Origin of the sequence: Stenotrophomonas sp. 22692 (assembly GCF_052045015.1) — a bacterium.
Classification (GTDB): Bacteria; Pseudomonadota; Gammaproteobacteria; order Xanthomonadales; family Xanthomonadaceae; genus Stenotrophomonas; species Stenotrophomonas geniculata.
Genome location: NZ_JBQEMR010000041.1, coordinates 1 through 20,859 on the forward strand (window position 1 = coordinate 1; position 20,859 = coordinate 20,859).

Here is a 20,859-nt window from a genome sequence, read left to right on the forward strand (position 1 = left end):
TGCGAAGCACTGCTTCGCAAGCGCCCGAACGCACAGCCGCCAGCGGCTGGGCCGGCCTGGGGGTTTACGGCGTCCCCGCAAACCCACAGTGCCCCGCCATCCCGCGGATAGCCCGCTGTTGCTGTTGCTTTGGCTCTTGCACTCGCTTCGGCAGGTGCAGGGCGCAGCCCTGCCGACCCCCCTCAAATGTCTGTGGGAGCCAGCCCGTACTGCTCGGCGAAGCGCTTGCTGAAACTCGCCGCAGACCGATAGCCCGCGCGTGCGGCCACGGTCTTCAACGGCAGGTCCGTGGTGTAGAGCAGCTGCATGCCATGCGCCAGCCGTGCCTCGGTGAGCAGCTGGCGCAGGCTGGTGTCCTCGGCAGCGAGCCGGCGGCGGAGGGTCGCGCCGCTCAGCGCGAACTGTTCTTCCACATCGCGCGACTGCCAGTCGCGTGCCGGTTCGGCGGCGATGCGGTCGCGGATCTGTTCGCCCAGGCTCGGCGCCTGCGGCAGCAGCAGGTTGCCGTGGCCCTGCCGGCACAAGGTCAGTACCAGCGAGGCCAGCGCCAATCGTGCTTCGCTGTAACGCCCGTCCTGCAGCGATTGCCGCCATTGGCGCAGTACCGCGCCATGTTCGATCAACGGCAACCGCGCCATCGCCTGGCCAGGCGCGGGAAGCCCCTCGATCCACAGCGTGCGAGCGGCCGCCAGCACTTCGGCACACAGCGGCACGATGGCGCTGAGGTAACGGCCACTGCGCGGGTCGGGGGTGTTGACCACATCGATGCGGCAGCGCTGGGTCAGCAGCAGGATGTCGCCGGGAACGAACGCCAGAGACTGATGAGCGGTACGCACCTGCTTGCGGCCTTCCAGCAGGATCGCGAACTGCGGTTGCGGAATCTCCACCGAGCTGGCGCCATGCTCGCGACGTGCGGTGATGCAGGCATAGCCGTCGGCGCGCTCGCAGCCGGCCAGACTGGCCATCTCAGCCAGCAGTGCGGTGGCCGCGGGCAGCATGGCGGTCATGTCACGTGTGCGCCGAGCAGGCGACCGACGCCGGCGGCTGCGGCCATCGCCAGCGCGCCCCAGAACATCACCCGGATCGCGCCGCGTACCGGCGGTGCGCCGCCGGCCTGGGCTGCCATTGCGCCGGTCAGGCACAGGCCGAGCAGGGTGCTGGCGGTGGTCATCATCGCGACCTTGTCGACCGGCGCCAGCAGCGCGGTCAGCACCGGCAGTGCCGCACCGCAGGTGAAGGCGCCGGCCGAGGCCAGCGCTGCCTGCAGCGGGCGGGCGCGCAGGGTATCGGTAATGCCCAGCTCGTCGCGGGCGTGGGCGCCCAGTGCGTCGTGGGCGGTGAGCTGTTCGGCCACCTGCCGTGCCAGCGCCGGCTCCAGGCCACGGTGGCGGTAGATCGCGGCCAGCTCTTCCAGCTCGCTGTGCGGATCTTCGTGCAGTTCGCGTTTTTCCATCGCCAGGTCGGCGTCTTCGGTGTCGGCCTGGGTCTGCACCGAGACATACTCGCCGGCCGCCATCGACATCGCGCCGGCCACGGTGCCGGCCACGCCGGTGGCCAGGATGGTCGCAGCGGAGGCGCCGCTGGCGGCTACGCCGACCACCAGGCCGGCCACCGAGACGATGCCATCGTTGGCCCCCAGCACGGCGGCACGCAGCCAGCCGACGCGCTCGGAGCGGTGCAGTTCGGGGTGTCGTGAATGGCGGCTCATGCCCCCGAGTGTACGAGGGTCAAGAGGGCGTCGGTAGGATGCTGAAAACCGTCTCCGTCGCATGACGCAACGGGTCGCCACGCTATAGTGCGCCCTTGCGATGGAAGGCTCCGAGCCCCACATCCCCCGCCACCGTCCAGCGAGCCTTCCCCTTGTCGAGCCCCAGCCACGTCGCCGATACACCCATTACCGACCGCTCGCAGCTGGTGGAGGTGATCGCCTCCGGCGAGAAGCCCCGCGCGCAGTGGCGCATTGGCACCGAGCACGAGAAGTTCGGGTTCCGCCTGGATGACCTGCGCCCGCCGACCTTCGAGGGCGAGCGCGGCATCGAAGCCCTGCTCAACGGCCTGGTCCGCTTCGGCTGGGAGCCGGTGCAGGAAAACGGCAACACGATCGCCCTGCTGCGCGATGGTGCCTCGGTGACGCTGGAGCCGGCCGGTCAGTTGGAACTGTCCGGAGCGGCGCTGGAGACCATCCACCAGACCTGCGTGGAGACCGGCACCCACCTCAACGAAGTGGCGCAAGTGGCTGGCGAACTGCAGCTGGGCTTCCTCGGCATGGGCTTCCAGCCGAAGTGGAAGCGCGATGAGATGCCGTGGATGCCGAAGGGTCGCTACAAGATCATGCGGTCGTACATGCCCAAGGTCGGCTCGCTGGGCCTGGACATGATGACCCGCACCTGCACGGTGCAGGTGAACCTGGACTACGCCACCGAAGCGGACATGGTGAAGAAGTTCCGCGTGTCGCTGGCGCTGCAGCCGATCGCCACCGCGCTGTTCGCCGATTCGCCGTTCACCGAAGGCAAGCCGAATGGCTACCTGAGCTACCGCTCGCACATCTGGACCGACACCGACGCCGACCGTACCGGCATGCTCGACTTCGTGTTCGAGGATGGCTTCGGTTATGAGCGCTATGTCGATTACCTGCTCGACGTGCCGATGTACTTCTCCTACCGCGATGGCATCTACCACGACGCCAGCGGACAGAGCTTCCGCGACTTCATGCAGGGTAGGCTGCCGGTGCTGCCGGGTGCGCTGCCGACCCTGCGCGACTGGTCGGATCACATGACCACCGCATTCCCGGAAGTGCGCCTGAAGAAGTACCTGGAAATGCGCGGCGCCGACGGTGGCCCGTGGAGCCGCCTGTGCGCGCTGCCGGCGTTCTGGGTCGGCCTGCTGTACGACGACACCGCACTGGATGCCGCCTGGGACCTGGTGCGTGACTTCACCCTGGCCGAGCGCCATGCACTGCGCGACGGCGTGCCGAAGCACGCGATGAACCTGCCGTTCCGCAGTGGCAGCGTGCGCGACCTGGCCCGCGAAGCGGTGAAGATTTCCGTTGAAGGCCTCAAGCGCCGCGCGGCGCGCAATGCCGACGGCCAGGATGAGAGCAAGTTCCTGGACGTGCTGCAGGAGATCGTCGAATCCGGCCTGACCCCGGCCGAGCGCAAGCTGGCGCTGTTCCATGGCCGCTGGCACGACGACGTCGATCCGGTGTTCCGCGAGTTCGCGTATTGATGATGTTGGGTGGGTGCCGGCCTTGGTCGGCACGCGATGAAAAAACCCCGGCACTGCCGGGGTTTTTCTTTTTCACACCTGCCTTGGATCAGGCCGCGTTCTTCATCGTCGCCATGTCGATCACGAAGCGGTAGCGCACATCGTTCTTCGCCATGCGTTCCCAGGCTTCGTTGACGTTCTTGATGTCGATCATCTCCACATCGCTGACGATGCCGTGCTCGGCACAGAAGTCCATCATTTCCTGGGTCTCGGCCATGCCGCCGATCGCCGAGCCGGTCAGGTGCTTGCGGCCGAAGATCACGCTGCCACCGGTCAACGGCGGGTCCAGTTCGGTCAGCACGCCGACCAGGCACATGGTGGCTTCGCGCTTGAGCAGGCCCATGTACGGATTGGTGTCATGGCTGACCGGGATGGTATTGAGCAGGAAGTCGAAGCTGCCGGCGTGCGCCTTCATCTGCGCCGCATCGCGCGAGACCAGCACCTCATCGGCGCCCAGGCGCTTGGCATCGGCGCCCTTTTCCGGGGTGGTGGTGATCATCACCACGTGCGCACCGAGCGCCTTGGCGAACTTCACGCCCATGTGGCCGAGGCCGCCGAGGCCGATCACGCCGACCTTCTGGCCCGGGCCGACCTTCCAATGGCGCAGCGGCGACCACGTGGTAATGCCGGCGCACAGCAGCGGTGCGGCCGCCTTCAGGTCGAGGGTGTCGGACACCTTCACCACGAAGCGCTGCTCGACCACCACGTGGTCGGAATAGCCGCCGTAGGTCGGTGCGCCGCTTTCGCGTTCACGGCCGTTGTAGGTCCAGGTCGCGCCCTCGGCGCAGTACTGCTCCAGGTCGTGCTGGCAGGCGTCGCAGTGGCGGCAGGAGTCGACCATGCAACCCACGCCGGCGTGGTCGCCGACCTTGAAGCGGGTGACGTTGCTGCCGACCTCGGTGACGCGGCCGATGATCTCGTGACCCGGCACCATCGGGTAGATCGAGCCACCCCAATCATCGCGGGCCTGGTGCAGGTCGGAGTGGCAGATGCCGCTGTAGAGGATCTCGATGCGCACATCGTCCGGGCCGACCGCGCGGCGTTCGAACTCGTACGGAATCAGCGGGTCGGTATGTGAATGGGCGGCGTAACCACGGGCGAGGGACATGGGGAATCCTTGGCAGGGTTTATCGAAAGGCGTTTTACAATACGCCCCGTTCCCAGCGGCAGGAATCGCGGATATCGGCATGATTCATCAAGTGGAACTGCACAATCATGGCCACTGACAACCTCACCCACCTGGCCGCGTTTGCCGCGGTCGCCCGCCACCGCAGCTTCCGCCGCGCCGGTGCCGAGCTGGCGCTGTCGACCTCGGCGGTGAGCTATGCGATCCGCGCGCTGGAAGAGCGGTTGGGGGTGGGCCTGTTCCATCGCACCACCCGCAGCGTGGCCCTGACTGAGGCCGGGCAGCGCCTGCTGGAGCGCCTGCAGCCGGCGCTGGGCCAGGTGCATGACGCGCTGGAAGAGATGAACCAATTCCGTGCCGCCCCGGCTGGCCTGCTGCGCATCAACGCCACCCGCGCGGCGGTACCGACCCAGTTGGGGCCGCGACTGGCGCGCTTCCTGCACGCTCACCCCGACGTGCGGGTGGAGCTGACCGAGAACGATGGCCTGGTCGACATCGTCGCCGAGGGCTACGACGCCGGCGTGCGCCTGCACGAGTTCGTGCCCGAGGACATGGTGGCGGTGCCGATGGGGCCACCGCTGCGCGGGCTGATTGTCGGCTCGCCGGACTACCTGCGGCGACACCCGGCACCACAGCATCCGCGGGACCTGGCGGCACACGAATGCATCCGCTTCCGCTTCGCCAGCGGGCATCTCTACAAGTGGCAGTTCGAGCGTAGCGGGCAAGCGCTGGAGATCGATGTGCCGGGCCGGCTCACGTTGAGTGAGCAGGGCACCGTCGTGGGTGCAGTGCTTGATGGCATCGGCCTGGCCTACGTACTGGAAGACACGGCAAGGCCCTACATTGATTCGGGGCAGATGGTGGCGGTGCTGGAAGACTGGAGCGAACCGTTCGCCGGCTTCGCGCTGTACTACCCGAAGCAGCGGCAGATGCCCGGTGCGCTGCGCGCGTTCGTGGATATGCTGCGCGAATGAGTTGCGATGGATGATGTGGTGCCGACCAACGGACGGCACCCACCACCCACTGTCGTCCATGCGCGGATGGGGCAACCCTACGGCACCCGCAACACCGGCGCCAACAACGCCAGGCACTCACGCAGGTGCACCTCCACCGGCGCATCCTCGGCCACCACGCCGATCACGCGTTCGCGCAGCGGCTCGGCCACTGCCATTGCCAGGATCAGTCGCGCCATGCGTGCGGAATCCCCCTCACGCAGCAGCCCACGCTGCTGCTGCCGTTCCAGCCAGTCAGCCAGCAGCGCACGGCCGCGTTCGATGCCGTTGTCCAGATAGGCCTGCAGCAGCGCATCCTTGCCAGGGAAATCGGTAGCCAGCAGCCGGAACACCTGCACCGCCTGCGCCGACAGTGCCTGCGTGCACACCGCCTGCAGGATGTCCTGCAGCAACGGCAGCACCTCGTCGGCACCGTGCGCATCGCGCTGCAGCTGCGGCGCGAAGCCGTCGGTCCATTCGCGCACCGCCAACCCGACCAGTTCCTCGCGGTTGCTGGCGTGGCGGTACACGGTCTTCTTCGCCACCCCGGCATGGGTCGCCACCGCTTCGATCGTGGTCGCCTCGTAACCCTGTGCCAGCAGCAGCTCCAGCGTGGCCTGCAGCACGGCGTGGCGGACCTCGGCTTCCGGTCGAGCGGGGCGGCCGCGGCGGCGGCTCGGTGTTGTGGGCTCGGGCAGGGGAGGGCTGTTCATTGCCCCCATCTTACCGCATCCGGCTAATTGCGAAACGAATGACGTTTCCGTATTGTCGGGTCTCCCAACACCGCAGGAGACCCCGATGGATACCGCTGTGAACGCACGCGCCTGGCTGGACCACCACGATCTGCTCGACCCGGCGCCGATGCACCTGGAGACCGGCATCCAGCGCCGCGAAGACGGCACCCTGCTTGTCGCGGTGCGTACCGATCTGCACGGCTGCAAGGGCCGCATGCTGGACTGGTGGTTCACCTTCTTCGAGACCACCCAGCACATCCGCTGGTGGCATCCGGTTGATCATGTCGAGCATCGCGGCTGGGACGCGGCGTGGCAGCGCGGGCGCAGCTACCACGGTGCCAGCATCCATGCGGTGGAATCGCTGGCCGACATTCCGCCGGTGGCGGCGCGCCTGAAGTTCCATGATCCGCGCACGTTGTTGGTGCCAGAGCGCCTGCAGGCGGCACAGGATGCCGGCGATGTATCGGCGGTGATTGCCGCGCGCATCGGCTTCGGCGACCACGTGCGCCTGGATGTAAACGGTGATCCCTGCGACGGGCAGATGCTGCACGTGGCACGCGATACGCCGTTCGGCTGTGTGCTGCGCAGCCGCTTCGTGCTGGGCCTGGACAGCGCTGATCCGCACCGCGATGCCGGCGATGCGGTCGGCCTGGGCCTGCTCAAGCACTGCTACACGGAGTTCAGTTTCCTCTCGCGGCTGCTGCCGTCGCTGTACTACGGCGAACGCGCGAATGGCGAGGCGGTACCGTTGCCGTGGTGAACCGCGCGCCGGTCATTCGACCAGCGCGTCGTAGCCTTCAGCACTGAACTGGATCAGGCAGAAGCCGTGGCCGAACGGGTCGGCCAGCACGGCGATGCGGCCCCAGCGACGCTCGCGCACGGACTGCTCGAGTGTCGCCCCGGCTGCAACCGCACGCGCCAGCGCGGCGTCGATGTCATCCACCACCCAATCCAGGTGCAGCGGCGTCCAATGGCGCTCGTAGTCGCGCACGTCGCCGTCTTCGGTGGCGGCGCTGCCGGCGTCGTTGTGCAGCAGGTAGAGCGGCGCTGGCCCACCGAGCAGCTCCACCGCGCCCGGGCCGAGACGGCGGCCGATGCGCAGGCCGAAGGCCCGGATGTAGAAGTCTTCGGCAGCGGCTAGATCGGGGACATCGAGATTGACGATGAATGACGCGGTGGGCGTATCCATGGGCAGATCCGGTGGATGCGGGCGGGCAGTGTACGCCCGCATCCACGCATGGCGTGGCTCTATTGTGCGCGCGGGTAATCGAGGTAGCCTGCCTCGCCGCCACCGTAATAGGTGTTGCGGTCCGGCGTGGCCAGCGCGACGTTGTGCTGCAGGCGCTCGACCAGATCCGGGTTGGCGATGAACGGCTGGCCGAACGCGGCCAGGTCGATGGTGCCGGCGTCGATCAGCTGCAGGGCGCGTTCGCGGGTCATGCCACCGGCCAGGATCACGGTGCTACCGTAGGCCTGCTTGAACTGCTGCAGGAACGCCTCGCCCAGCACCGACTGGCCCGCCTGCAGGTTGTCGTTGAGGTGCACATAGGCCAGCCCGCGCGTGCCCAGTTCCTCGGCCAGGTACAGATAGGTGGCTTCGTTGTCGGGGTAGAAGGGCATGTCGAAGGTGAGGTTGTTCGGTGCCAGGCGCACGCCGATGCGATGCGCACCGATGCGTTGCGCCATTGCATCGACGGTGTCCAGGATCAAGCGCGCACGATTGGGCAGCGAGCCGCCGTAGCAGTCTTCGCGCTGGTTGATGAGCGGGTTGAGGAACTGTTCGAACAGGTAGCCGTTGGCGGCATGCAGCTCGATGCCGTCGAAGCCGGCCGCAATGGCGTTGTCCGCGCCGCGCACGAAGTCGTCGACGATGCCGGGGATCTCGGCGGTCTCCAGTGCACGTGCCGGGGTGGGATCGGCATGGCCGCGGCTACCATCGGCCAGATACACGAACGAGGTGTTCTTCGGTGCGCTGGCCACCGGGCGCGTGCCGGCGCTGACCGGTTGGCCACCATCGGGCTGCAGCGAGGAATGCGACATGCGGCCGACGTGCCAGAGCTGGGCGAAGATCGTGCCCTGCGCGGCGTGCACCGCCTCGGTGACGAGCTTCCAGCCGGCCACCTGTTCGGCCGACCAGATGCCCGGCACGTCGATGTAGCCCTGGCCCTGCGGCGAGACCGGCGTGCCTTCGCTGATGATCAGGCCGGCGCTGGCCCGCTGCCGGTAATACTGGGCGGTCAGTTCGTTGGCCACGACGCCGGGGTTGCGGGCGCGGGTCATCGGGGCCATCGCGATGCGGTTGCGCAGGGCGGTGCCTGCCAGGTCGAAGGGGTGGAACAGGGCGGCGGTCATGTCGGTCATCTCAGTGCGGGGGAGGGGCGCCAGCGGCGCGATGCACACAGGATGGAGTTGACATGCGGGCACATAAAGCGCTTCGATCTCCCTGTGTGCGGGACTATTTGTCCCCAATGTGGAGTAGAGGATGCTGCCGCTGGAATCGTTGAATGGCCTGGTGACCTTCGTCACCACGGCCCGCTCGGGCAGCTTCACCGAAGCCGCCGATGCGCTGGGCATCTCGCGTTCGGCGGTGGGCAAGGCCATCGCCCGGCTGGAAACACGGCTGGGGGTGCGCCTGTTCCACCGCACCACGCGGCGCATCGCGCTGACCACCGATGGCGAGGCGTACTACGCCTCCTGTGCGGCGGCGCTGGAAGAGATCTCCGCGGCCGAGGCCTGCCTGGGGTCGGCCGGCCTGCCCAGCGGGCGGCTGCGCATCGACATGCCGTCCTCGTTCGGGCGGCTGGTGGTGCTGCCGGTGCTGTTGCGACTGTGCCGGCAGTACCCGGACCTGCAGTTGACGATGACCTTCACCGATCACTTCGTCGATCCGGTCGAGGAAGGCATCGACCTGCTGATCCGTTTCGGTGGGCTGCACCAGGCAGAGCATCTGGTGGCGCGGCGGCTGGGGCGCCAGCGGCTGGTCACCTGCGCATCGCCGGAGTACCTGCAGGCATACGGCGTGCCGCGCACGGTGGAGGAACTGGCGCAGCACCGCAGCATCGTCGGCTTCCGTCATGGCCAGCCGGTCTGGTGGCGGATCGGCAGCGAGCAGGACGAGGGAACATTCATTCCCGGCGCGCCCTATCAACTCAATGATGGCGATGCGGTGATCGAAGCGGCCATCGCTGGCCTCGGCATCTGCCAGATGCCCATTTCACTGGTGCGCCGCCATCTGGATTCCGGCGCGTTGCAACTGGTGCTTGACGCGCACATGCAGCGGCACATCGACATCCATGCGCTGTGGCCACCGACGCGCCACCTGCGGCCCAAGGTGCGCTATGTGGTGGACGAGCTGACCCGGTTGGCGGAACAAGGTCTGTTTGATTGAGCGGGGCCCGTACAGCGGGCCCCGCCTGTGAAACCGCTGTGGCTGGCCTACTTGAAGTTGTAGCGCAGGCTGGCCATGTAGCGACGGCCCAGTGCATCCAATACATAGGGGAACGGACCGATGTCGTCGCCCACGTTGATTACCGACAGCGTCACGCGTGCGGCATCGGTGATGCGGTAGGTGACGTTGGCGTCCCAGGTGGTCCAGCTGTCGCGGTAGAAGTACTGACGGCTTTCCGGGGTATCGGTCATCGTGTACTGGGCGCGGCTGGTGTAGTTGGAGGCCACGCCGTAGTTCCAGTTGCCGATGCGATGCTGGGCGGTCCAGCGGAACTGGCGCTTGGGCTCGTTGAAGCTGCCCGCCTGTTCGACGAACGGCACGTCCCGGTTCGCGGCCTGGCCACGGTTCTTCGGCATGTAGCCGTAGAAGTCCAGGTCCAGCACGCCCAAGCGCGACAGGTCCCAACGGTAGCCGACTTCGGCGGTCCAGCCGCGGAACATCAGCACCGGGCCGTTGCCATACTCGGTTTTGATGCTGGTAGCCACGCCGGTGTTCGGATCACGCGTCACCAGCCCGCAGAAGCGGTTGGCGTTGGGCACGTTGGCGGCGTTGAAGTCGGCAGTGTCGAAGCAACCGGTGATGATGTCGTTGGCGCTCAGCGACGTGATCACGTTGTTGATCTTGATGTCATACCAGTCGGCGGCGACGCGCAGGCCCGGGATCCACTCCGGCGCGAACACGATGCCGGCCGTCCACGACTTCGCCGTTTCGTTCTGCAGGCGTGTGCTGCCGTTGGTCGAGCCCAGCGTATTGGTCGGCTGCTGGCGGAAGGTGTTCGGATCGGCGCCCGGGTAGGCGGCGAAGAACGCTTGGCAGTTGCGGCGACGCACCGCCGGATTGGAGCCGCCGCTGATGTTGTCCAGCGAGCACACTTCCGGGATGTTGTAGTAGGCCGGCTGCTGGGTGGTGTAGAGCTCGGCGATGGAGGGCGCACGCAGTGACTGGGTCTTGTTGCCGCGCAGCTGCAGGCCGGCGATCGGTTCGTACTGGATGCCGTAGGTGAACGCATTGAACGCGCCGGCGACGGAATTGTCGACGCGGCGGAACTTGGCGGTCAGGTCCAGGCGATGCAGGCCCGGGATGTCCCAGTCGGGATTGAACAGCGGTGCCAGCACTTCGGCGAACACTTCATTGGTGTGGTATTTGCCTTCCGCCGCCTGGGTCGGCACCGAACGACCCTGGCCCAGGCGCTGGTACTCGCTGGGGGTGAAGGAGCCTTCTTCGCGGCGGTGCTCGAAGCCGGCCGCGGCGGACAGCTCGCCGCCGGGCAGATCGAACAGGCCGCCGGATACCGACGCGTTGATGACGGTCTGGCGGGTCTGCGCCTTGGCCACGGTCCGGGTGGAGACGTAGTCCAGGGCTTCGCGCGACGCCTGGTTCTCGCCGAACAGATTCAGCGGGCGGCAGTTCGCATCGGCCGTGGTGCCCGGGCGGGTGGGATCACAGATGATGCGCCCGCTGGCGTCGGTGGTGACGTTGATCGCATTGATGAAGTTCTGCTGGATCAGGCCGGTGCCGAGGTAGTCGAAGTCACCGCGGCCATGGGTGACGCTGGCTTCCCAGTTGAAGCTGCGCTTTCCAACCTCGAAGAAGCCGTTCAGCCCAAGCACCGCGCGGGTCAGGCGGGTCTCGGTGCTGGCGTTGTTCATCGACAGGTCGCGCGAAGAGCGCGACAGCCGGAACGAGGTGATGCCGTTGTCGGCGAGGATCCTGCGGGTTTCCGCACTCAGGAACGGATTGCTGGCGCTGAAGGTCAGCGCACCGCTGGCGGTACCGCCGCCATCCAGGCGTGCATTGCCGAAGGACACGGCGTTGTAGACGTTCTGGTCCAGGGTTTCGCGGGCGGTCGCTTCGTATCGCGATAGCTCGAAGAAGCCGCGCACGTTGTCGGTGAAGTCGAAGCTGCCGGTGGAGAACACCGAGCGTCGTTCAAGGTCGGCGATCAGCGGCACCGTCTCGAACAGGTTCAGGCCGTCACCGCCGGAGGCGTTGCCGCCCGCATAGCTGGTACCGGGATTGAACTCGACCAGCTTGCCCTCGTTGTTGAACTGCCACAGTTTGTCTTTGTTCGGACCGAAGCCAAGGATGTCGCCCAGGCCGTTGCGCGTGTAGCTGCCGGTCGCCGGCATCACCAGGCCACCGAAGGTCATGCTGGCGATGCGCCGGTTGCGGATCCAGACCTGGTCGGGGATGCCGTCGGCCGGTCCGGTATTGAAGGGAATGCTGCCGTCGATGCGGCCATCATTGGTTGGCCGGCGCAGGGGCTGGAAGTTGCCAGCGTTGGCTGCAGTGGGGTTGGCCTGCAGGCTGTAGCCCTGGCGGTAGAAATCACGTTGCAGCGCGTTCACGCCGTCGGCATTGTCCAGTTCCGCCGCCACCACGATGTGGCCCCGCCCATCGGCGAATCCGGTACCGAAGATGGCCGACCAGGAGTAGCGCTCGTTGTCGTTCTTGCTGGTTCTGCCATAGCCCAGTTCGACTTCGGCGCCATCGAACTTGTCGCGCAGGATGATGTTGTTGACGCCGGAGATCGCATCCGAGCCATAGGTGGGGGCACCGCCAACGCTCAGACTTTCAATGCGTTGCACCATGACGCTGGGAATGGCGTTCATGTCCACCTGGATACCCGAGCCGCCGCCGGCACCGAAGATGGTGGGCGGGGTAGAGGTCACGAAGCGGCGTCCATTGACCAGGGTCAGCAGGCGATTGCTGCCCAGGCCGAACTTGCTGGCGAAGTTGACGCCCGCACCGAAACCGGCCTGGTCGCCGCGCGAACTGACGCCGGCACTGACCCCGGGAATCCGGGTCACCGCGTCGATGAGGTTGGTGTCGCCATAGTTCTCGATCGATTCACGGCTGACCACCGCAGCGGGTTCCAGCGTGTCGAAGCCGGCGCGGTAGATGCGTGAGCCAGTGACGGTCATCCGGTCCAGCTGCACGGGGGTCTTGCTGCTGGCGGGCTCGGCCTCCTGTTCCTGCGTGGCGGCCTGCTGCGCCATGGCCGGTGCGGCGGCCACCAGCACCAATGCCGAACCCAACGCGACAGACAAGCGACTGCGGGCGAACAACGGTCGGTACATGATCTCTCCCTGGTCACGCCAATGTGACTCAGGAATAAACGCAAGGGCGAATGCGACACCCTAGGCCATGAAAAAGTAACAATTGAATCTATTTACTATTCATTCATATTTGCAGGCTGATCTGTCCGTAGCGCATGCCCCGGCATGCATGATGTGGCTTCATCCGTCCGCGCATGTATACTATCCCCCAGTATAGTTCCGAGGTGGCCCCGTCATGCCGCACTCCCCCGAGGAGAAGAAGAAGGTCCTGGCCCGCGTGCGCCGCATCCGCGGCCAGTGCGATGCGCTGGACCGCGCGCTGGAAGCCGGTGCCGACTGCGGGCCGGTGCTGCAGCAGATCGCGGCCATCCGTGGCGCGGTCAACGGCCTGATGTCCGAAGTGATGGAGGCCCATCTGCGCGAGGAGTTCGGGCAACCCGCAGCCTCCGACGAACAACGCGCCGAACGCGTGCGCGACATGAGCGCGTTGATCCGCTCGTACCTGAAATAAGCATCGGCGCCACATCGCGTCGATCGTCCTGCCATTCCATTCCCGCCTGATCCTGGAGAAGCCACCATGAAGTCCCGTGCCGCCGTCGCCTTTGGTCCCGGCCAGCCGCTGCAGATCGTCGAGATCGACGTCGCCCCGCCGAAGAAGGGCGAAGTGCTGGTCAAGATCACCCACACCGGTGTCTGCCACACCGATGCGTTCACCCTGTCCGGCGATGACCCGGAAGGCCTGTTCCCGGTGGTGCTGGGCCATGAAGGCGCCGGCATCGTGGTGGACGTGGGCGAGGGCGTGACCAGCGTCAAGCCCGGCGACCACGTGATTCCGCTGTACACCGCCGAGTGCGGCGAATGCCTGTTCTGCAAGAGCGGCAAGACCAACCTGTGCGTGTCGGTGCGCGCCACCCAGGGCAAGGGCGTGATGCCCGACGGCACCAGCCGCTTTAGCTACAACGGCGAGCCGCTGTACCACTACATGGGCTGCTCGACCTTCAGCGAGTACACCGTGGTGGCCGAGGTGTCGCTGGCGAAGATCAACCCGGACGCCAACCCGGAACACGTCTGCCTGCTCGGCTGCGGCGTCACCACCGGCATCGGCGCGGTGCACAACACCGCCAAGGTGCAGGAAGGCGACAGCGTGGCGGTGTTCGGCCTCGGCGGCATCGGCCTGGCGGTGATCCAGGGCGCGCGCCAGGCCAAGGCCGGCCGCATCATCGCGGTGGACACCAACCCGTCCAAGTTCGAGCTGGCGCGCGAATTCGGCGCCACCGACTGCATCAATCCGAAGGACTACGACAAGCCGATCCAGCAGGTCATCGTCGAGATGACCACCTGGGGCGTGGACCACAGTTTCGAGTGCATCGGCAACGTCAACGTGATGCGCGCGGCGCTGGAATGCGCGCACCGTGGCTGGGGCCAGAGCGTGGTGATCGGCGTGGCCGGTTCGGGCCAGGAGATCTCCACCCGTCCGTTCCAGCTGGTGACCGGCCGCAAGTGGATGGGCACCGCGTTTGGTGGCGTGAAGGGCCGCAGCCAGCTGCCGGGCATGGTGGAAGACGCGATGAAGGGCGATATCGAACTGGCCCCGTTCGTCACCCACACCATGGACCTGGACAAGATCAACGAAGCCTTCGACCTGATGCACGAAGGCAAGTCGATCCGTTCGGTGGTCCACTACTGAGCCGCGTCATGGGCTGGCTGGATGCCCTGCGTCGGCCGCGTGCGGAAGACCCGCGCGCGGCCCTGGTGGCCCCGATCGAGCAGGCGTTGCGTGCGCTGGGCTGGGTAGTGGGCGAGGTGGGGCCAGCGCGTGCGGTGACCTCGGCCTTCGGCAGCGACGATGGCATGCCGTTCGAGCAGTGGCTTGCGCAGGTATTCCTGCCGCGCCTCTACGAGGCGCGCGCGGCCGGGCAGTGGCCGCCGCGCAGCGATGTGGCGGTGGCGGCCTCTCGCAATCTTGATGGGCAGCCTGGCGTCGAACCATTGCTGCGCCTGTTGGCGCAGCTGGATGAACTGATCAACAAAGGCATCCACGCCGCGCGTGGATAAGCCGACCAAGGTCGGCATCTACCAGAAGCACGCGTGCGCTGGCGCGCCGCGCAGGAGAGCACCATGGAACGCATTGAACACCGCGCCTGTTTCGGCGGCTGGCAGGACGTCTACCGCCACCACTCGGCCACGTTGGGCTGCGACATGCAGTTCGCCGTGTACCTGCCGCCGCAGGCGGAAGCGCAGGCGCTGCCGGTGCTGTACTGGTTGAGCGGCCTGACCTGCACCGAGCAGAACGTCATCACCAAGGCCGGCGCGCAGCGCTATGCGGCCGAGCACGGTGTGATCATCGTTGCGCCTGATACCAGCCCGCGCGGCGATGACGTGGCCGATGCCGAGGGCTATGACCTGGGCAAGGGGGCGGGGTTCTACCTCAATGCCACCCGTGCGCCGTGGGCGAAGCACTACCGCATGCACGACTACGTGACACAGGAACTGCCGGCACTGATCGAGGCGAATTTCCCGGTCACCGATGCGCGTGGCATCAGCGGCCACTCGATGGGCGGTCACGGTGCGCTGGTGATCGCGCTGCGCAACCCGGGGCGCTACCGCAGCGTGTCGGCGTTCTCGCCGATCGTTGCACCCAGCCACGTGCCGTGGGGGCAGAAGGCCTTCCACGCCTACCTGGGCGACAACCCGGCGGACTGGGCGCAATGGGATGCCAGCGAGCTGGTCGCCGTGGCCCGTGAGCGCCTGCCGTTGCTGGTCGACCAGGGCGAGGCGGACGAATTCCTGCAGACCCAGCTGCAGCCGCAGCGCCTGCAGCAGGCCTGCGATGCCGCCGGCCATCCGCTGACCCTGCGCCTGCAGCCGGGCTACGACCACAGCTACTACTTCATCGCCAGTTTCATCGGCGAGCACATCGCCCACCACGCCCGCGCCCTGCACGGCTGAGGGCGTTCCGGTGGTGCACGCGGAGTGTCGTTTTGCCGCAGTGGATCACGCCGCTGTGGCGTACAGGCGCGCTATGGTGCGGCCATACGGCCTTGCGGATCGGGGGGGATGCATGCCGGTAGTGCTGGCGATGCTGTACGTGCTTTGCCATGGGCTGGTCGTGGCGTTCTGGCCGAGCCCGGCGGGCGTAGGATCTTTCGTATTCCTGACCGGTGCGCCGCTGCTGGCCGCTGCCGCGTGCCTGGTGCGGGCGCAACGTGACCGCGCCGCTCTGGGCTGGCGTGCTACCGCGATGGCACTGCTGCTGTGGGCCGGCGGCATGACGTTCAACATGGTGGATGCGCTGGGCGCCGGCCGGGCTGACTTCACCCCGCGCGTCAGCCTGTTGTTGTACGTGCTGTATGGCGTGCCGCTGGTGTTCATCCTGGCCCGGGCACGCCGCGAGCGCTTGAGCATCAGCCTGATCGACGCGGCGATGGCGGCGTTGCTGGGGGTGCTGTTCTTCGTGCACACCGCATCGTTTGCCGCCCGTGTCGAGGTCGACGCCCATGCGATGTCCAACATGCAGCGCATGTTCGACATCCAGAATCTGTGTATCGCCGGGTTCGCCGTGGTGCGATGGCTGGCCGGCGACGTGCCCGAACGGCGTAGATTCTTCCGCGCACTGGCGCTGTACGCTCTGGCCTATCTGCTGGTGGCCTACTACATCAACCATTACACATCCGATGATGCATTCGGTGCGTTCAACGATCTGCTGATCGACGTACCTTTTCTGCTGATCGCCTGCCTGGCGCTGGACACGGCGCCGGACACAGGCACCACGGCACACCCGAGGCTGGCGCGGACGGTGCAGGCCGCCGGCCCGATCATCCTGCCATTGCTGCTGCTGGTGGTCGGCACGTTGGTGGTCGATCATGCGCGGCCGTTGGCGGTCGCGGGCTTCGTCGTAGCTACCCTTGGTTTCGGCCTGCGCAGCGTGTTGCTCCAGGCGGATCTTCTGGAACGCCAGGCAGCACTGGATCAACTTGCGCGGCAGGATGGCCTGACCGGCGTGGCCAACCGTCGCGAATTCGACGCACGGCTGATGTCCGAGTGGAATCGCGCACGGCGCAGCGGCACCGAGCTGGGCCTGCTGCTGGTGGATATCGACCACTTCAAGGCCTTCAACGACCAGCACGGCCATCCGGCTGGTGATCGTTGCCTGCAGGCGGTGGCCGGGGTGCTGAAGGCCATAGCCGGTCGCGGTGGTGACAGCGTTGCACGCTATGGCGGCGAGGAATTCGCCGTGATCGTGCCGGGAAGCCCGCTCTCGGGCGTGCTGGCGCTGGCCGAGCGCCTGCGCGAGGCGGTGGCAGCGCTGCCACTGCCGGAAGGGTCGGTCAGTATCAGCATCGGCGTGGGCTACCTGCATCCGCCGGCCCTGGCCAGTGCCGATCAGTTGCTGGCGGACGCCGATGCCGGCCTGTATGCCGCCAAGCGCGCCGGTCGCAACCAGGTGATCCTGCATGCGCACGTGCTCGACGACGAAGGCAGTGCGCACGGCAGGATGGATTGCTGAGCGCGCCAGGTAGCCGCTCCCTGTGCGCGATTGCGCACGGTCGGCGCGGCCGGGTCATCGCTGCCGCAGCCAGCCGGTGGGATCGAGCAGCCTCAGCCCGACCGGTGACAACGAGCGCTGTCGCAACGGCAGTTTTGCCGCCTGCACGGCGATCGCACAGCGCGCCAGCTGCTGGCGCAACGGTGCCAGCGTGTCGTCTTCGCGTGGGCGCGCATGCCGCCATTGTGCGATGCGCAGCAGGCAGACCAGCAGGTCCAGTTCGCTGGCGGCAATGAACGGAGAGCCGGCGGGCAACAGGTCGATCGGTGCCGTCGGCGCGGCCAGCAGCGGCAGCAGGTTGATGAACGCGTCGCAGCCTTCAGGATCAAGGCCGAGGCCGCTCAGCTGTGCGAGTCCATCGGCTACGAGATCGGGGTCACGCAGCTGGCGTATCGCCGCCAGCAGCGCCTGCTCGCCACGGCCGAACTGGCGGCCGAAGGCACGGTAGCTGACCCGGGTGGGAAACAAGGGGGAACGGGAGGCCATGGCAGCTAGGGTTGTGGGTCGCGGGTTTCCACCAGCACGGGGCAGGGGGCGTGATCGATGGTCCATTGCCCGATCGAGGGTTCGAACAGGCGCTCCAGCCGGGACAGGTGGCGGTGGCCGATCACGATCAGATCGCACTTCAGGCGCCTGGCCTGGTCGCTGATGACTTCGCCGGGGTCGCCGGAGGGGATCTGCGCGATGGCATCGACGCCGCGCTCGCGCAGCTCGGCCAGGGCTTCGGCCAGCACCGCCTCGGCGCGGGAGCGCTGGCGGGCGGCTTCCGGGTACTCGATACGGTCGGCTTCGCTGGCATTGGCCGCCAGCGCGAATTCGGGGTCGAGCACGCACAGCAGGTGCAGGCGGCTGCGGGGGCCGGCAATGGCCGCGGCCAGGTCCAGCACGCGCGCGTGCTGGGGGCCACCGTCCAGGGCGACCAGCAGGGTATTGAACATGGATGTCTCCTTGGCAGGCCGGGGATGGTCGCCGATGTCATCGCGTGCACCCATGCCGTGCGCGGCAGTCAATGAATGCGTAGAACGCAATCCATGGTGGTTGCAAGTGCCGTAGAGTCATCTGATTTACCGGAGACTGTCATGCCCCTGCCGGACCTGAACCTGTTGCTGGCACTGGACGTGCTGATTGACGAGTGCAGCGTGGCCGCCGCCGCGCGCCGGATGAACCTGAGCGCGCCGGCAATGAGCCGCACCCTGGGCCGGATCCGCACTGCGCTGGGCGACCCCGTGCTGGTGCGTGCAGGCCGCGGTCTGGCGCCCACACCCCGCGCCCTGCAGCTGCGCGAGCAGGTCCGCGATGTGATCGAGCAGGCCCACCGCGTCTTCAACGCCGGTCGCGAAGTAGACATGCGCGTGCTCGAGCGAACCTTCAGCGTGCGTGCCAATGATGTGTTCGTCGGTGGTTTCGGCGGACGCCTGCGCGAGCTGTTCCGCCAGCAGGCGCCGCGCGCAGTGCTGCGCTTCGTGCCCGAGGGCGATACCGACGACGATGCGATGGCACAGGGCCGGATCGACCTGTACATCAGCACGGCCGGCAAGCATGCGCCCGATACCAAGGTGCAGAACCTGTTCAGTACCTCGTTCATGGGCGCAGCGCGCGAAGACCATCCACTGTTCGACGAGGAGATCAGTGCCGAGCGCTTTGCCGCGTGCGACCACATCGCGGTGTCGCGCCGTGGCCTGCCACGTGGGCCGATCGATGATGACCTGGCCACGCTCGGCCTGCAGCGTCGCGTGGCGCTGATCAGCCCGACCTTCCACGGTGCGATCTTCGCGGCGGCCGAATCGGACCTGATCCTGCCGCAGATGCCAAGCGTGATGCTGGAGCGGATCGTCAACATGCGCCTGCCGTTGCGCCTGTTCCCGCTGCCGATTCCGGTGCGGACCGCGGCCATCGTGCAGGCCTGGCATCCGCGCCTGGACAACGACGCCGCGCACCAGTGGCTGCGGCGCTCGATCAAGACCATGTGCGAAAGCGCAGGGGAGGCCTCGCGCTGACATCTGCAGGCGTGCGCCCGGCGCACGCCTGGGATGCCGGCGACGCCATTTTTCACAGGGTACCGGCTCCCTAGACTGCGCTCCCCTGAGTTTCACTGAGCGCATTCCAATGACCCCCAACATGCCGTGTACTGCACGGATAGGTGCCCGGCGATGAGTACGCCGGCCGCCGCTGTCCCGGCCGCCGCAGCGCCCCGTCCTGCCGCCGCCCCCGGGCTCGATCGCCGCATTCTGGTCGGCCTGTGTGGCGTGCTGCTGGCGGTGCTGGTGTCGGGCTTCAACGAGAACATCACCAAGGTCGCATTGGCCGACATCCGTGGCGCGATGGGTTTCAGCGTCGATGACGGCAGCTGGATCATCGCCCTCTACAGCGCGATGTCGGTCAGCGCGATGGCCTTTGCGCCGTGGTGTGCCGCCACCTTCTCGCTGCGTCGTTTCGCGCTGGCGATGATCGGTGGCTTCATGGTGCTGGGCGTGCTGTGCCCGCTCGCCCCGAACCTGCAGGTGTTCCTGCTGCTGCGTGCATTGCAAGGCCTGTGCGGTGGTGCACTGCCGCCGTTGCTGATGAGCGTGGCGCTGCGCTTCCTGCCGCCGGGCATCAAGCTGTACGGCCTGGCCGGCTACGCTCTGACGGCGACGTTCGGCCCGAGCATGGGCACGCCGCTGGCCGCGTTCTGGGTCGAGCAGGTGGGCTGGCACTGGGCGTTCTGGCAGATCGTGCCGTACTGCCTGGCCGCCATGGCGATGGTCGGCTGGGGCCTGCCACAGGACCCGCTGAGGCTGGAACGCTTCGCCCAGTTCGATACGGTCGGCCTGCTGCTCGGCCTGCCAGCGCTGGTGCTGCTGGTACTGGGCCTGGTGCAGGGCCCGCGCCTGAACTGGTTCGACTCGTCGATGATCACGCTGATGATCGGGGGGGGCGCCGGCCTGATGGTGCTGTTCATGATCAATGAATGGTTCCACCCCTTGCCGTTCTTCAAGCTGCAACTGCTGGCCAACCGCAATCTCAGCTACTCGCTGGTGACGCTGGGCGGCGTGCTGTTCGTGCTGCTGGCGGTGATCTCCATCCCGTCCGGTTTCCTGGCCAGCGTGCAGGGCTACCGGCCGTTGCAGACCGCACCGATGCTGCTGTGGGTGGCGTTGCCGCAGGTGATCGCGCTGCCGCTGGTGGCGGCGCTGCTGAACATCCGCGCGGTGGATTGCCGCTGGGTGCAGGCCACCGGCCTGGCGATACTGGCCCTGGCCTGCTGGCTGGGCTCGCACCTGGACGTGGCCTGGATCCGCGACAACTTCCTGTGGGCGCAGCTGCTGCAGGTGTTCGCACAACCGATGGCGGTGCTGCCGCTGCTGATGCTGGCCACCGGCGGCCTGGCGCCGCAGGACGGCCCATTTGCCTCGGCGTGGTTCAACACGGTCAAGGGTTTCGCTGCGGTGCTCGCCAGCGGCGTACTGGATGCCGTCGCCCAGGGCCGCCGTCATTTCCATTCCACCGTGCTGGTCGACCGCCTGGGCGAGCAACCGTGGCTGGCCGATGGCCCGCAGCTCGGCGCGCGCCTGCATGCACAGGTGCAGGCGCTGACCTCGGCCGACCTGTACTGGGTGGTCGCACTGGTGGCGCTGGCCTTCATTCCCCTCATTGCCTGGATGCCCACCCGCATCCACCCGCCACGTGCCGTGGCCTGAACCTTTCGCA

Annotated in this window: 20 protein-coding genes; 11 read left to right on the forward strand and 9 right to left on the reverse strand. The window is 67.1% G+C overall.

The features are described from left to right. Positions 1 to 182: 182 nt before the first annotated feature. Both ACTJJM_RS18390 and ACTJJM_RS18395 read right to left on the reverse strand, forming a co-directional pair. Entirely contained in the window at positions 183 to 1,007 is an 825-nt protein-coding gene (locus tag ACTJJM_RS18390; protein WP_010480900.1) for a helix-turn-helix transcriptional regulator, read from the reverse strand. Further along, positions 1,004 to 1,708, reverse strand: coding sequence for a VIT1/CCC1 transporter family protein (locus ACTJJM_RS18395; protein WP_032129894.1), 705 nt, complete (start codon positions 1,706 to 1,708; stop codon positions 1,004 to 1,006). The genes ACTJJM_RS18390 and ACTJJM_RS18395 overlap by 4 nt, the downstream gene beginning before the upstream one ends. A gap of 152 nt (positions 1,709 to 1,860) precedes the next feature. Here ACTJJM_RS18395 and ACTJJM_RS18400 point away from each other — a divergent pair, with 152 nt between their 5' ends. Beyond that, entirely contained in the window at positions 1,861 to 3,225 is a 1,365-nt protein-coding gene (locus ACTJJM_RS18400) for a glutamate--cysteine ligase (protein WP_440865872.1), read from the forward strand. Positions 3,226 to 3,313: 88 nt separating this feature from the next. Here the strand turns inward: ACTJJM_RS18400 and ACTJJM_RS18405 are convergent, their stop codons facing one another. Next, positions 3,314 to 4,372: an NAD(P)-dependent alcohol dehydrogenase gene (locus ACTJJM_RS18405; RefSeq protein ID WP_071305851.1), complete on the reverse strand. Its 1,059-nt coding sequence runs from the start codon at positions 4,370 to 4,372 to the stop codon at positions 3,314 to 3,316. Between the two features lie 107 nt (positions 4,373 to 4,479). On the opposite strand from ACTJJM_RS18405, the gene ACTJJM_RS18410 reads away from it, so the two are divergent. Continuing rightward, a complete protein-coding gene (locus ACTJJM_RS18410; RefSeq protein ID WP_049411730.1) occupies positions 4,480 to 5,364 on the forward strand; it encodes a LysR family transcriptional regulator in 885 nt (294 codons plus the stop codon). Positions 5,365 to 5,441: 77 nt separating this feature from the next. Here ACTJJM_RS18410 and ACTJJM_RS18415 read toward each other — a convergent pair whose 3' ends face one another. Continuing rightward, the gene (locus ACTJJM_RS18415) at positions 5,442 to 6,104 is read right to left on the reverse strand and encodes a TetR/AcrR family transcriptional regulator (protein WP_049480521.1); all 663 of its coding nucleotides are present in this window, start codon (positions 6,102 to 6,104) and stop codon (positions 5,442 to 5,444) included. 76 nt (positions 6,105 to 6,180) lie between these two features. On the opposite strand from ACTJJM_RS18415, the gene ACTJJM_RS18420 reads away from it, so the two are divergent. Then, positions 6,181 to 6,876, forward strand: coding sequence for a DAPG hydrolase family protein (locus ACTJJM_RS18420; protein WP_019336465.1), 696 nt, complete (start codon positions 6,181 to 6,183; stop codon positions 6,874 to 6,876). 12 nt (positions 6,877 to 6,888) lie between these two features. Here the strand turns inward: ACTJJM_RS18420 and ACTJJM_RS18425 are convergent, their stop codons facing one another. Together ACTJJM_RS18425 and ACTJJM_RS18430 are read right to left on the reverse strand one after the other, a co-directional pair. After that, positions 6,889 to 7,305 carry a VOC family protein gene (locus tag ACTJJM_RS18425; protein ID WP_043400085.1) on the reverse strand — a complete coding sequence of 139 codons (417 nt, stop codon included), beginning with the start codon at positions 7,303 to 7,305 and terminating at the stop codon, positions 6,889 to 6,891. A gap of 59 nt (positions 7,306 to 7,364) precedes the next feature. Then, positions 7,365 to 8,468, reverse strand: a complete 1,104-nt coding sequence (locus tag ACTJJM_RS18430) for an alkene reductase (protein WP_053443844.1) — start codon at positions 8,466 to 8,468, stop codon at positions 7,365 to 7,367. A 130-nt stretch (positions 8,469 to 8,598) separates the two neighbouring features. Between ACTJJM_RS18430 and ACTJJM_RS18435 the strand changes: the two genes are divergently transcribed. Continuing rightward, on the forward strand, positions 8,599 to 9,504 hold the full coding sequence (locus ACTJJM_RS18435) for a LysR family transcriptional regulator (RefSeq protein ID WP_049411716.1): 906 nt from the start codon (positions 8,599 to 8,601) through the stop codon (positions 9,502 to 9,504). Between the two features lie 47 nt (positions 9,505 to 9,551). Here ACTJJM_RS18435 and ACTJJM_RS18440 read toward each other — a convergent pair whose 3' ends face one another. Further along, a complete protein-coding gene (locus tag ACTJJM_RS18440) occupies positions 9,552 to 12,644 on the reverse strand; it encodes a TonB-dependent receptor domain-containing protein (protein WP_235650710.1) in 3,093 nt (1,030 codons plus the stop codon). Between the two features lie 214 nt (positions 12,645 to 12,858). Here ACTJJM_RS18440 and frmR point away from each other — a divergent pair, with 214 nt between their 5' ends. From frmR to ACTJJM_RS18465, 5 genes are all read left to right on the forward strand, one after another. Further along, on the forward strand, positions 12,859 to 13,134 hold the full coding sequence (gene frmR / locus ACTJJM_RS18445; RefSeq protein ID WP_005411009.1) for a formaldehyde-responsive transcriptional repressor FrmR: 276 nt from the start codon (positions 12,859 to 12,861) through the stop codon (positions 13,132 to 13,134). 66 nt (positions 13,135 to 13,200) lie between these two features. Continuing rightward, positions 13,201 to 14,310 (forward strand): S-(hydroxymethyl)glutathione dehydrogenase/class III alcohol dehydrogenase, encoded by a 1,110-nt coding sequence (locus tag ACTJJM_RS18450; protein WP_109814477.1) that lies wholly within the window; start codon positions 13,201 to 13,203, stop codon positions 14,308 to 14,310. A gap of 8 nt (positions 14,311 to 14,318) precedes the next feature. Beyond that, entirely contained in the window at positions 14,319 to 14,678 is a 360-nt protein-coding gene (locus ACTJJM_RS18455) for a YqcC family protein (RefSeq protein ID WP_049435356.1), read from the forward strand. A gap of 63 nt (positions 14,679 to 14,741) precedes the next feature. Continuing rightward, on the forward strand, positions 14,742 to 15,572 hold the full coding sequence (gene fghA / locus ACTJJM_RS18460) for an S-formylglutathione hydrolase (RefSeq protein WP_197578733.1): 831 nt from the start codon (positions 14,742 to 14,744) through the stop codon (positions 15,570 to 15,572). 112 nt (positions 15,573 to 15,684) lie between these two features. Next, positions 15,685 to 17,130, forward strand: coding sequence for a GGDEF domain-containing protein (locus tag ACTJJM_RS18465; protein WP_010480871.1), 1,446 nt, complete (start codon positions 15,685 to 15,687; stop codon positions 17,128 to 17,130). Between the two features lie 54 nt (positions 17,131 to 17,184). Here ACTJJM_RS18465 and ACTJJM_RS18470 read toward each other — a convergent pair whose 3' ends face one another. Then, complete coding sequence (locus ACTJJM_RS18470) at positions 17,185 to 17,655, reverse strand: hypothetical protein (protein WP_019336474.1); 471 nt, start codon at positions 17,653 to 17,655, stop codon at positions 17,185 to 17,187. A 5-nt stretch (positions 17,656 to 17,660) separates the two neighbouring features. After that, entirely contained in the window at positions 17,661 to 18,107 is a 447-nt protein-coding gene (locus ACTJJM_RS18475; RefSeq protein ID WP_010480869.1) for a universal stress protein, read from the reverse strand. Positions 18,108 to 18,248: 141 nt separating this feature from the next. On the opposite strand from ACTJJM_RS18475, the gene ACTJJM_RS18480 reads away from it, so the two are divergent. After that, on the forward strand, positions 18,249 to 19,166 hold the full coding sequence (locus tag ACTJJM_RS18480; protein WP_010480868.1) for a LysR family transcriptional regulator: 918 nt from the start codon (positions 18,249 to 18,251) through the stop codon (positions 19,164 to 19,166). 153 nt (positions 19,167 to 19,319) lie between these two features. After that, on the forward strand, positions 19,320 to 20,849 hold the full coding sequence (locus ACTJJM_RS18485; RefSeq protein ID WP_440865873.1) for an MFS transporter: 1,530 nt from the start codon (positions 19,320 to 19,322) through the stop codon (positions 20,847 to 20,849). Positions 20,850 to 20,859 lie beyond the last annotated feature (10 nt).